This is a genomic window from Bacteroides faecis MAJ27 (assembly GCF_900106755.1).
In the GTDB taxonomy this organism is placed as follows: domain Bacteria; phylum Bacteroidota; class Bacteroidia; order Bacteroidales; family Bacteroidaceae; genus Bacteroides; species Bacteroides faecis.
Window position 1 is genome coordinate 298,971 of record NZ_FNNN01000001.1, and the last position, 13,009, is coordinate 311,979.

11 protein-coding genes are annotated in these 13,009 nt (G+C 44.2%); 8 read left to right on the plus strand and 3 right to left on the minus strand.

What is annotated here, in order from left to right:
* Window positions 1-46 precede the first annotated feature (46 nt).
* From rsfS to BLW31_RS00875, 3 genes are read left to right on the plus strand one after another with little or no spacing between them, the layout of a single operon-like run.
* Window positions 47-406 carry a ribosome silencing factor gene (gene rsfS / locus BLW31_RS00865; protein WP_010536628.1) on the plus strand — a complete coding sequence of 120 codons (360 nt, stop codon included), beginning with the start codon at window positions 47-49 and terminating at the stop codon, window positions 404-406.
* Window positions 407-415: 9 nt separating this feature from the next.
* Entirely contained in the window at window positions 416-2,554 is a 2,139-nt protein-coding gene (gene ftsH, locus BLW31_RS00870) for an ATP-dependent zinc metalloprotease FtsH (protein ID WP_010536627.1), read from the plus strand.
* Between the two features lie 16 nt (window positions 2,555-2,570).
* Window positions 2,571-3,413, plus strand: coding sequence for a phosphatidate cytidylyltransferase (locus BLW31_RS00875; RefSeq protein WP_010536626.1), 843 nt, complete (start codon window positions 2,571-2,573; stop codon window positions 3,411-3,413).
* Between the two features lie 103 nt (window positions 3,414-3,516).
* On the opposite strand, the gene BLW31_RS00880 is transcribed toward BLW31_RS00875, so the two are convergent.
* From BLW31_RS00880 to surE, 3 genes are all read right to left on the minus strand, one after another.
* Window positions 3,517-4,290, minus strand: coding sequence for a NigD1/NigD2 family lipoprotein (locus tag BLW31_RS00880; protein ID WP_022302294.1), 774 nt, complete (start codon window positions 4,288-4,290; stop codon window positions 3,517-3,519).
* 91 nt (window positions 4,291-4,381) lie between these two features.
* Window positions 4,382-5,518 (minus strand): lipid-A-disaccharide synthase, encoded by a 1,137-nt coding sequence (gene lpxB / locus BLW31_RS00885; RefSeq protein ID WP_010536624.1) that lies wholly within the window; start codon window positions 5,516-5,518, stop codon window positions 4,382-4,384.
* A 54-nt stretch (window positions 5,519-5,572) separates the two neighbouring features.
* Window positions 5,573-6,352 (minus strand): 5'/3'-nucleotidase SurE, encoded by a 780-nt coding sequence (surE, locus tag BLW31_RS00890; protein ID WP_010536623.1) that lies wholly within the window; start codon window positions 6,350-6,352, stop codon window positions 5,573-5,575.
* Window positions 6,353-6,710: 358 nt separating this feature from the next.
* Between surE and BLW31_RS00895 the strand changes: the two genes are divergently transcribed.
* The 5 genes from BLW31_RS00895 (at window position 6,711) to BLW31_RS00915 (ending at window position 12,915) form a co-directional block, all read left to right on the plus strand.
* Window positions 6,711-7,475, plus strand: coding sequence for a ParA family protein (locus BLW31_RS00895; RefSeq protein WP_010536622.1), 765 nt, complete (start codon window positions 6,711-6,713; stop codon window positions 7,473-7,475).
* Between the two features lie 11 nt (window positions 7,476-7,486).
* Window positions 7,487-8,377, plus strand: a complete 891-nt coding sequence (locus BLW31_RS00900) for a ParB/RepB/Spo0J family partition protein (RefSeq protein WP_010536621.1) — start codon at window positions 7,487-7,489, stop codon at window positions 8,375-8,377.
* A complete protein-coding gene (locus BLW31_RS00905) occupies window positions 8,378-9,268 on the plus strand; it encodes a DUF5683 domain-containing protein (RefSeq protein ID WP_010536620.1) in 891 nt (296 codons plus the stop codon).
* Between the two features lie 35 nt (window positions 9,269-9,303).
* Window positions 9,304-10,599 (plus strand): lytic transglycosylase domain-containing protein, encoded by a 1,296-nt coding sequence (locus tag BLW31_RS00910; protein WP_010536619.1) that lies wholly within the window; start codon window positions 9,304-9,306, stop codon window positions 10,597-10,599.
* A 72-nt stretch (window positions 10,600-10,671) separates the two neighbouring features.
* A complete protein-coding gene (locus tag BLW31_RS00915) occupies window positions 10,672-12,915 on the plus strand; it encodes a RelA/SpoT family protein (protein WP_010536618.1) in 2,244 nt (747 codons plus the stop codon).
* The last annotated feature ends 94 nt before the right edge of the window (window positions 12,916-13,009 follow it).

Genomic DNA, 13,009 nt, shown 5'->3' on the forward strand with positions numbered 1-13,009 from the left:
GTTATAAACCAAAAGAGAACATGAATTATTAATTTCAATTACAGGAATGAACGATACGAAAATATTAATTGAAAAAATTAAAGAGGGAATTCAAGAGAAAAAAGGTAAAAATATCATTATTGCTGATTTAACCGGTATAGAAGATACCATCTGCAAATATTTCGTTATATGCCAGGGGAACTCTCCCAGTCAGGTGAGCGCTATCGTAGACTCTATCAAAGAGTTTACACGTAAAGGTGCCGACAGCAAACCTTTCGGCATAGACGGACTCCGAAACGCAGAATGGGTAGCGATGGATTATGCCGATGTACTTGTACATGTTTTTTTGCCGGAAGTAAGATCCTTCTATAATCTTGAACATCTTTGGGCAGACGCCAAACTTACTCAAATCCCCGATTTAGACTAATCCACAATTATGGACAACAATAATACTAACAACAATAAGCCTAATAATAAGGTGAATATGCCTAAGTTCAATCTGAACTGGCTATATATGATTATTGCCCTCATGCTTCTCGGCCTTTGGTGGAGCAGCGATTCAAGAGGAAGCGGAAGCAAACTCGTTCCTTACAGCGACTTCCAGAAGTATGTCACCAATGGGTATATCAGCAAAGTGCTGGGTTCTGAGAAAACACTCGAAGCCTACGTAAAGCCGAATGCCGTAGGTGCTGTATTCGGTGCGGACTCCATGAAAGTGGGAAGAACCCCGATTATCACCAGTAACCCTCCTTCCAAGGACAGACTGGATAAATTCCTGCAGGATGAAAAAGCTGCCGGTCATTTTGACGGAATTGCGGATTATCCTGCCGATTCGGATATTTTCCCGGCAATCCTGATTAATATTCTTCCACTGGTTTTACTTATCGCCCTGTGGATCTTCTTCATGCGCCGCATGAGCGGCGGCGGTGCCGGCGGTGCCGGCGGCGTATTCAATGTGGGAAAATCGAAAGCCCAGCTTTTTGAAAAGGGAGGATCTATCAAGATTACTTTCAAGGACGTAGCCGGTCTGGCGGAAGCCAAACAAGAGGTGGAAGAAATTGTAGAGTTTCTGAAAGAGCCTCAAAAGTATACCGACTTAGGAGGAAAGATTCCTAAGGGTGCATTGCTTGTAGGCCCTCCGGGAACCGGTAAGACATTACTGGCCAAGGCTGTTGCCGGTGAAGCAAACGTACCATTCTTCTCTCTGGCTGGTTCCGACTTCGTAGAAATGTTTGTCGGTGTGGGTGCATCCCGCGTACGTGACCTGTTCAAGCAGGCAAAAGAAAAGGCTCCTTGTATTGTGTTTATCGATGAGATTGACGCAGTAGGCCGTGCACGTGGCAAAAACCCTGCAATGGGTGGAAATGACGAACGCGAAAACACCCTGAATCAGTTATTGACTGAAATGGACGGTTTCGGCTCCAACAGTGGTGTGATTATCCTTGCCGCCACCAACCGGGTAGACGTACTGGATAAAGCATTGCTTCGTGCCGGACGTTTCGACCGTCAAATACACGTAGACCTGCCCGACCTTAACGAACGTAAAGAAGTATTCGGCGTACATCTGCGCCCGATCAAGATAGACGACACAGTAGACGTGGATCTGCTGGCACGCCAGACTCCGGGATTCTCCGGTGCGGATATTGCGAATGTCTGCAATGAAGCTGCCCTGATTGCAGCCCGTCACGGAAAGAAATTCGTAGGCAAGCAGGATTTCCTGGATGCTGTAGACCGTATCATCGGTGGTCTGGAAAAGAAGACCAAAATCACCACAGAAGCAGAAAGACGTTCAATCGCTTTACACGAAGCAGGACACGCCTCTATCTCCTGGCTGCTGGAATATGCCAACCCATTGATCAAGGTTACGATTGTTCCTCGCGGACGTGCATTAGGTGCTGCCTGGTATCTGCCGGAAGAACGTCAGATCACTACCAAAGAGCAGATGCTTGACGAAATGTGTGCTACTCTAGGAGGACGGGCAGCTGAAGACCTGTTCATCGGACGTATCTCCACCGGAGCCATGAACGACCTCGAAAGAGTGACCAAACAGGCATACGGCATGATCGCTTATCTAGGTATGAGTGACAAATTGCCCAACCTGTGCTATTATAATAATGAAGAATATTCTTTCAACCGTCCTTATAGCGAAAAGACAGCCGAACTAATCGACGAGGAAGTGAAGCGGATGGTGAACGAGCAATATGAACGTGCTAAGAAAATTCTGTCTGAACACATGAAAGGACACAATGAATTAGCTCAACTGCTGATCGACAAGGAAGTAATCTTTGCCGAAGACGTTGAACGTATTTTCGGTAAGCGTCCCTGGGCATCGCGCTCGGAAGAAATCATGGCTGCCAAAGAAAGCCAGGATGCTGCCAAAGCAGAGAGAGCATTAGCCGAAAAACTGAAATCAGAAGAACAGGAAATCAAGGAGGAGGAAGCTGAGAATACTGCTCAGGAAGAAGCAACTACAGAAACGAAAATCACTGCGGAAGGAAAAAAAGTGACCGTAGAAGGAAAAGTGACTATAGAAGCCAAATCCAATGAGAAAGGACAAACTACCGAATCCAACTAATTAAAACACGAAGATCGTGATTAGTAATTTTATAAAACGGGCCATTACGGGTATACTCTTCGTAGCCATTCTGGTAGGATGTATACTTTACAATTCTTTCAGTTTCGGCATTCTGTTCATGGCGATCAGCGCATTGACTATCTACGAATTCGGACAGTTGATCAACAGCCGTGCAGAAGGTGCTAATGTAAACAAGACCATTATTATGCTGGGAGGAGCTTATTTATTCCTCGCAGTAATGGGATTCTGCATTGACGCAGCCGACTCTAAGATTTTCATTCCTTATTTGCTGTTGCTGCTCTATTTAATGATCAGTGAGTTGTATCTGAAAAAAGCAAATCCGATGCTCAACTGGGCATATTCCATGCTTAGCCAGCTCTACATAGGGCTGCCGTTTGCATTGCTCAATGTACTGGCATTCCATAATGATCCGGAATATAGCAGCGTAAGCTATAATCCGATTCTGCCATTGTCTATCTTCATATTCCTTTGGCTGAGTGACACGGGTGCATATTGCGTCGGTTCATTAATAGGTAAACACCGCTTGTTCGAACGTATCTCTCCTAAGAAATCCTGGGAAGGTTCCATCGGTGGCGGAGTGGTAGCTATCGGAGCTTCTTTTATTCTGGCACATTATTTCACGATTATGTCGATGTGGGAATGGGCAGGTCTGGCTTTGGTTGTTGTCATATTCGGAACATGGGGTGACCTGACAGAGTCATTACTGAAACGCCAATTACACGTTAAAGATTCGGGAACGATTCTTCCGGGACACGGAGGTATGCTTGACCGCTTTGACAGCGCTTTGATGGCCATACCGGCAGCAGTATTTTATCTGTATGCACTGACTTGGTTCTAATGGAGACAAAATAAACAAAAAGGTCGGAAGCTGCTTTGATGCAATTCCGACCTTTTTTTTCACACACAGTGTTCGTCAAGGTTTAGTTTTCATAAAAGTTTGGCTATTTAATAAAAGAAGTGGAATGTACGTCCTTCGCTTTCTCCGGAACGCCTACCGGATGGTCCAAATCGAGAACGATCACTCTTCCTTCTCCATTCTCCTCTGAATTGATTGTCACCTTGAATCCTTTCCATTCTGTTTCCGCGTCTTTTGCTGACGGATAGAACTCTTCCAGATTATAAGAAACTCGTCCCCATCCCCGGTATTTAGTTACATCATCATACGTATTGTAACGCAATTCCAGATGTATATAACCGTCTTCATCCACATTCAATGTTTCCGGTGTCTCCGGAGTTTCCGGTTCTATCTTATTCTGCACAAGACTAATGCGATGCTTCTCAGTATGAGGTAAATACTGATGGAAGATTATATTCAGGAACTTTCCTCCCAGCCACATATCTCCCTGATAAATCACGATAGGATCATTTCCGAATTCTTCTTCATTTTCAGCAGTCATATCTTCCACCTCTTTCGTCAACACTTCCTGGATGCCTTCTATCTTTACCTGAGCACCATTATCCGTATCAGCCAAAGGGTTGAAAAAAGCAACTACACGTTCACCGTCTACCGGTTTGTACCAAGGAATAGAGCTGGCAACCGGATCAATCACTCCCCAGCGATCACCTTCCAGATAATAACCTCCGCCACCGGTTGCATGAACCGTGGCCCAATCCCATCCCAAGTCTCCAATTGAATACCCATCGTCGTCACATGATTGCAGTGCGGGTACCAATGCGAGCAATAACATTACTAAAAACCAATTAAATTTTTTCATATCTGTTCCTCTCTTTTTAATTCTTCTGCTATATAAATAAAAAAGCCGGGCATTTACTGCACCGGCTTTACGTTTATTCAGAAAAAGAAAGTTATTTTTTCAACAGTTCCAGCATTTCATGAGCAGCATGCTGTGGGGCACCCGCGGGTCCCAACCGATCTGCCATATACTCATACCCTGCAAGCATCCGGTTTTTATATTCCTTATTTTCAAGAAGTTTACTTAATTCCTCCTGCATATTTCCAACAGTCATTGTATCTGCCACTAGCTCCTTCACTACCTCACGGTCTGCAATCAGATTAACCAGCGAGATAAATTTCACTTTCAGAATATGGCGGCGTAAAAACGAAACGAACTTTCCAACCGGAGTATAATAGCAGACCACCTGAGGAACACGGAACAAGGCTGTCTCCAAGGTTGCCGTACCCGACGTTACCAAAGCCGCCTCCGCATGCTGCAACAAGCGATAAGTCTGGTCAAAGATTATTTTTACTTTAGCCTGTCCTACATATTGCTCGTAGTACTCCGGAGCAATACCGGGAGCACCAGCCAGCACCAGCTGATAAGCGGGAAATGCAGAAGCCGCCTTCAGCATATCCGGCAGATTATCTTTAATCTCCTGCTTCCTGCTTCCTGCCAATAATGCAATTACAGGCCGATCTTCCAGTTTATTATCCGCAATAAATGCTTCCATATTTTGGGGATGGGCTTTCTGATAAGCAGTCACTTCATCTACCGTAGGATTTCCTACATAATGTATAGGATACTGATGTTTCGCTTCAAAAAACTCCACTTCAAAGGGAAGTATGGAGAAGAGTTCATCCACATCGCGTTTGATATTCTTGATGCGATACTCCTTCCATGCCCATATCTTCGGAGAAATATAGTAGAAAACAGGAATCTGAGTCCTGGCATGTACAAACTTAGCTATGTTAAGATTGAAACCGGGATAGTCTACCAGAATCACGACATCAGGATTCCAGCCAACAATATCCTCCTTGCAACGTTTCATATTCGCAAAGATCGTACGCAAATGAAGCAGCACGGGGATAAATCCCATATATGCCAGTTCTTTATAATGCTTCACCATCGTCCCTCCGACGGCAGCCATCAGATCTCCGCCGAAAAAACGGAAATCAGCTTGAGGATCTTCCGCCTTCAAGGCAGTCATCAGATGAGACGCGTGTAAGTCTCCGGAAGCTTCACCGACAATCAGATAATACTTCATGGGAATTTTGAATTAGGAGTTTTGAATTTCGAAATCAGCAAAATGCCGTATATATCAGAATTCTATTTGTTTACAATAGTCATTCAGTTCATCGATAAAGCCGTAGGCAGTCATATCAACTGTCGTTGGCGTGATAGCCACATATCCGTTTTCCAGTGCCCAATGGTCATTATTCTCGTTTTCAAGTTCATGATCAGTAAATGAACCGGTCAGCCAAAAATAATGATGGTCGTCCAGACGGGGACAAGTCACCCATTCGTTCTCCCAACACCCTTTCGCCTGTTCACAAACCTTCACCCCTTTCAGATGAGGAGTATCCGGGAAGTTCACATTGAGGCAAGTCAACGGAGGCAAGCCTTTTTCCAATATCATGGCAGCTATCTTGCGTATATAAAGACCCGCAGGTTCAAAATCAGCATCAGGCTGATGATTACACAGAGAAAAGCCGATAGAAGGAATCCCTTTCAGACAACCTTCGATCACGACTCCCATCGTTCCCGAATAATGTACGTTAATAGCAGAATTATCTCCATGATTGATACCGCCTACTACCAGGTCCGGTTTTCGGTCGAGTACAGCCCCCAATGCCAGTTTAATACAATCGGTTGGTGTCCCCGTACATTTATATACAGTCAGACCCACTTCTTTTTTGACCAGCTGATAATGAACCGGATGAGTTACTGTCAGTGCACTGCCACTACCGGAGCGCGGAGAATCGGGTGCCATTACTACAATTTCCCCCAACGGACGAAGAAACTTCACCAGTTCACTAATACCTTTAGCCATAACACCATCGTCATTTGAAACGAGGATCAACGGCTTCTTACTTTCCATATATTCAATCCTTTCCTTTTTATGTTCGCACAAAAGTAGCAAAAAGTAACCGTACCGCCAACCGGATATCTTCGAATATCCATTAATTACATCGCTATCTGGCGAATATACACCCGTTTACAAATCTTAATCTTCTGCAAGCGAGTAAAAAAAGAAAGAGATATCCAATATAAATATGTATATTTGCACGCTCGAATAGAGGAAGTTTGATGATAAAATCAGCCAGGTTTCAGAACTGTTTCGTCCGGCAGTTATTAACAAAACAGGTGACTTATCAACAGAAAATGCAAAGTTTCTCTTTTTTCGTAGGCGCTCTAAGGAATTATCACTTATTTCGCTGCCAATAAATTTAGAGTATATGGGAAAAATAATTGCTTTGGCCAATCAAAAAGGGGGTGTAGGAAAGACCACGACTACGATTAATCTCGCAGCATCACTTGCTACACTCGAAAAGAAAGTACTCGTAGTAGATGCCGACCCGCAAGCAAATGCCTCTTCCGGTCTGGGAGTGGACATCAAGCAGTCGGAATGTACTATCTATGAATGCATTATTGACAGAGCCAATGTACAGGACGCTATCCTTGACACAGAAATCGATTCTTTAAAAGTGATCTCTTCGCACATCAATCTTGTAGGAGCAGAGATTGAAATGCTAAACCTCCCAAACCGCGAAAAGATACTGAAAGAAGTACTCACACCCTTGAAGAAAGAGTATGACTATATCTTGATAGACTGTTCTCCTTCACTCGGCCTGATCACCATCAATGCCCTGACAGCAGCCGACTCCGTGATCATCCCCGTGCAAGCTGAATATTTTGCTCTCGAAGGCATCAGCAAACTGCTGAATACAATCAAGATCATCAAGTCGAAACTGAACCCTGCGTTGGAAATCGAAGGTTTCCTGCTGACCATGTACGACTCACGTCTGCGTCAGGCAAACCAAATTTATGACGAAGTAAAAAAACACTTCCAGGAACTAGTATTCAACAGCGTGATCCAACGAAACGTAAAACTGAGCGAGGCTCCCAGCTACGGTATTCCGACTATTCTTTATGACGCGGACTCTACCGGTGCCAAAAACCACCTCGCCCTTGCCAAAGAGATTATCAACAGAAATAAATAAACGAAGAAGATATGGCAACACAAAAAAGAAATGCATTAGGACGCGGACTTGACGCCCTGCTCTCGATGGATGATGTGAAAACCGAAGGCTCTTCTTCCATTAATGAAATAGAGTTGGCGAAGATTACCGTCAACCCCAATCAGCCTCGCCGCGAATTCGATCAGACGGCCTTACAGGAACTGGCTGATTCAATTGCGGAAATCGGTATCATACAGCCTATCACTCTACGCAAACTCTCAGACGATGAATATCAGATCATCGCAGGAGAACGCCGTTACCGTGCTTCACAAAAAGCGGGACTGACAACCATCCCCGCCTACATCCGCACTGCTGACGACGAGAACATGATGGAAATGGCGCTGATTGAAAATATCCAGCGTGAAGACCTGAATGCGGTGGAAATAGCATTGGCTTATCAACATCTGCTGGACCAGTACGAACTGACACAGGAACGCCTGAGCGAACGTATCGGCAAGAACCGGACAACTATCGCCAACTACCTGCGTCTGCTCAAGCTACCGGCTCCTATACAGATGGCTCTGCAAAACAAACAGATCGATATGGGACATGCACGTGCATTGATTTCATTAGGCGACCCTAAACTTCAAGTAAAAATATTCGAAGAGATACAAGAACACGGATATTCTGTTCGCAAAGTAGAAGAGATTGTCAAATCGCTGAGCGAAGGAGAAGCTGTGAAAAGCGGCACACGGAAAATCACTCCGAAACGCAGCAAACTACCGGAAGAGTTCAACTTACTGAAGCAACAACTCACGGGATTCTTCAACACCAAGGTACAACTGACTTGCTCCGAAAAAGGGAAAGGAAAAATCAGCATTCCTTTCAGCAACGAGGAGGAACTGGAACGTATCATGGAAATCTTCGATACGCTAAAAAAGTAAATGACAAGAAAAAGTAAGAAATATCAGTTACTCATCATCACCCTGCTTCTCTGTTTTCTACAGGTGGCAGGGATTGATGTGTATGCACAGGAGCCTGTGACTCCGGTACAAAAAGACAGTACTATTCAGAGTCGGGAAGCACCGAAAGCACGTGCACGAAGGCATCGCGACCCTGCCCAGGTGACGGATTCGCTAAGAAAGGATTCAATCAAGATATTGCATCCGGAACGTCTGCAAGCAACCGACAGTCTGTCTGCCGCTAAAATACAGATAGCTGACAGCCTTGACGCAGCTAACAAAAAAGAACTAAAGAAAATAGAACAGCCGACGCCTATTGTGGTGAAAACCGATACGGTCCCCCCTCCTGTACAGGACCTCAACAAGAAGCTGTTTGTTCCTAATCCGACCAAAGCAACATGGCTCGCAGTCGTATTCCCCGGTGGAGGACAGATTTATAACCGTAAATACTGGAAACTGCCTATTATATACGGAGGATTTGCGGGTTGCGCATACGCCCTCAGCTGGAACGGAAAGATGTATAAAGACTATTCACAGGCTTATCTGGACATCATGGACAGCAATCCGAATACCAAAAGCTACGAAGATTTGCTTCCTCCGAACGCCCAGTACAATGAAGAGCAACTGAAAAACACCCTGAAACGAAGGAAGGACTCATTCCGTCGTTTTCGGGACCTTAGTATATTTGCATTTATCGGAGTATACCTTATTTCTATCATTGACGCTTATGTCGATGCAGAATTATCCAACTTCGATATATCACCAGACTTGAGTATGAAACTGGAACCGACGGTCATTGACAACAACAGCCAGTTCCGTTCCAACAGTTACAAGAACAAGTCGGTAGGATTGCAATGCGTACTACGATTTTAAAAGAATACAATTTAGATTGAATTTATTATTAAAGCATGAAGAAATTAGAAAACTATTGTTCGATTATTTTCCTTTTCCTGTTGGCAACCACACAGGTAAAAGCTCAAAGTGTAGATGTAGTTATTCGTGAAAACGGAACCGAACGCAAAGAAAGCATTGATCTTCCAAAGAGTATGACTTACCCGCTCGACAGCCTGCTGAACGACTGGAAAGCTAAAAATTATATTGATTTAGGCAAAGATTGCAGTACAGCGGAAGTGAATCCTTTATTCAGTGATTCTGTTTATATCGACCGCCTTTCACGCATTCCGGCTGTCATGGAGATGCCTTACAATGACATTGTACGCAAATTTATCGATATGTATGCAGGACGTCTGCGCAATCAGGTTTCATTCATGCTGAGTGCCTGCAATTTCTACATGCCTATTTTTGAGGAAGCACTGGATGCTTACGGACTTCCTCTGGAACTAAAATACTTGCCAATTATCGAATCCGCACTGAATCCTTCAGCGGTATCACGTGCCGGTGCTTCAGGATTGTGGCAATTTATGATTGGAACGGGAAAGATTTATGGCCTGGAATCCAACAGCCTGATAGATGAACGCCGCGACCCGATCAAAGCAACTTGGGCTGCCGCCCGCTATCTGAAAGAGATGTACGATATTTATGGAGACTGGAATCTGGTTATCGCAGCCTATAACTGTGGTCCGGGTACCATCAACAAGGCAATCCGCCGTGCCGGAGGAGAAACGGACTATTGGAAAATATATAATCTGTTACCTAAAGAAACACGCGGATACGTACCTGCTTTCATTGCCGCCAACTATGTGATGACTTATTATTGTGACCATAACATCTGCCCAATGGAAACCAATATTCCGGCAAGTACAGATACAGTGCAAGTTACCCAAAATCTGCATTTTGAGCAAATTGCCGAACTTTGTAATGTTCCGCTGGATGAAGTGAAAAGCCTGAATCCTCAATATAAGAAACAAATTATTCCCGGAACAACCAAGCCTTGTACATTACGTTTACCACAAGGAGCTATCAGCGCATTTATTGATAAGCAGGATACCATCTATGCACACCGTGCCGACGAGTTATTCCGCAACCGGAAAACTGTTGCCGTAAAAGAAATAACTCCGGCCACCCGCCGACAGACAAGCGCTATCGCCGGCAAAGGTAAATTGACTTACTACAAGATAAAAAGTGGAGACACTCTCTCATCAATTGCCGAAAAGTTAGGCGTACGTGTCAGAGATATACAGCAATGGAACGGGATGTCCAACACTAGAATTTCAGCAGGAAAACAATTGAAAATCTACAAATAAATGACTTCCCGCTTGCTCCATTCGGAAATTTGCTTATTTTTGCAAAAATAAGCGAATGAAAGGATAACGAATATGGATAATATAACCCCCAAAGAAATAGCAGATGAAGAGATGATCAATCAGGCGTTCCAGGAACTTCTGAATGATTATCTCCATACTAAACATCGCAAACGAGTTGAAATCATCACGAAAGCTTTCAACTTTGCTAATCAGGCACACAAAGGAATCAAACGCCGCTCCGGCGAACCTTATATCATGCACCCGATTGCCGTTGCACAGATAGTATGCAACGAAATCGGTCTAGGGTCTACCTCGATCTGTGCAGCGTTGCTGCATGACGTAGTAGAAGACACTGACTATACGGTAGAAGACATCGAAAATATTTTTGGACCGAAAATAGCCCAGATTGTAGACGGACTGACCAAAATCTCCGGCGGAATCTTCGGAGACCGCGCCTCGGCACAGGCAGAAAACTTTAAAAAGTTACTGCTCACCATGTCGAACGATATCCGGGTTATCCTGATTAAAATAGCTGACCGCCTGCACAACATGCGTACATTGGGCTCCATGTTGCCCAATAAACAATATAAGATAGCAGGAGAAACTCTCTACATCTATGCTCCGTTAGCCAACCGGCTGGGTTTGTACAAGATAAAAACAGAACTTGAAAACCTCAGTTTCAAATATGAACATCCCGAAGAATATGCCGAAATAGAAGAAAAGCTGAATGCTACCGCTGCCGAACGCGATAAAGTATTCAACGACTTCACAGCTCCGATCCGTACTCAACTGGACAAGATGGGGCTGAAATACCGGATTCTGGCACGTGTAAAATCGATCTACTCCATCTGGAACAAAATGCAGACCAAACACGTCCCGTTCGAGGAGATTTATGACTTACTCGCTGTCCGAATTATCTTCGAACCACGTAACGTAGAGGAAGAGCTCAATGACTGCTTCGATATCTATGTTTCCATTTCCAAGATATACAAACCTCATCCCGACCGCCTGCGTGACTGGGTAAGTCACCCTAAAGCAAATGGTTATCAGGCATTGCACGTCACCCTGATGGGAAACAACGGGCAATGGATTGAAGTGCAGATTCGTAGCGAACGGATGAATGATGTAGCAGAACAAGGTTTTGCCGCTCACTGGAAATATAAAGAAGGAGGAGGCAGCGAAGACGAAGGCGAACTGGAGAAATGGCTGAAAACTATTAAAGAGATACTAGACGATCCACAACCGGATGCAATCGACTTTCTGGATACAATCAAACTGAATCTGTTTGCTTCCGAAATCTTTGTATTCACTCCGAAAGGAGAATTGAAAACAATGCCTCAGAACTCTACGGCGCTGGATTTTGCCTTTTCATTACACACAGATATCGGCAGTCATTGTATCGGTGCCAAAGTCAATCATAAGCTGGTACCACTAAGCCATAAACTACAAAGCGGCGACCAGGTTGAAATACTAACCTCCAAATCGCAACGTGTACAACCACAATGGGAAGTATTCGCTACGACCGCCCGTGCCCGTGCCAAGATTGCAGCGATTCTTCGTAAAGAACGTAAGGCGAACCAAAAAATTGGTGAAGAGTTGCTCAGTGAGTTTCTGAAAAAAGAAGAAATACGTCCGGAAGAGGCTGTCGTCGAGAAATTGCGTAAATTACACAACTTCAAGAACGAAGAAGAATTATTGGCTGCTATCGGCAGCAAAGCCATCATTCTGGGAGAAACGGACAAGAACGAACTAAGAGAAAAACAAACCAGCAACTGGAAAAAATACCTTACTTTCTCCTTCGGGAACAGCAACAAGGAGAAAACGGAAGAGAAAGAACCTCAGGAAAAAGAAAAGATCAATCCGAAAGAGATTCTTAGACTGACAGAAGAAAGTCTGCAAAAGAAATACATCATGGCTGAATGTTGTCACCCGATTCCCGGTGATGATGTTTTGGGGTACGTTGATGAGAACGACCGGATTATCATTCATAAACGCCAGTGTCCTGTTGCCGCGAAGCTGAAAAGCAGCTATGGCAACCGCATATTAGCGACCGAATGGGATACTCACAAAGAACTTTCTTTCCTCGTATATATCTATTTAAGAGGTATAGACAGTATGGGACTTCTGAACGAAGTGACTCAAGTCATCTCCAGACAACTTAACGTAAATATCCGTAAACTTGCCATTGAAACAAACGACGGGATATTCGAAGGAAAAATCCAGTTGTGGGTACATGATGTGGAAGATGTAAAAACAATCTGCAATAACCTGAAGAAGATTCAAAATATCAAACAGGTGAACCGAGTAGAAGAATAAATCCACCCAAACATCACCAACGCTTAGGTTATAAATGAAGAATGATGAATGAAGAATTGGCTGCGCTATCACGCTGCAAAGTAATTCTTCATTC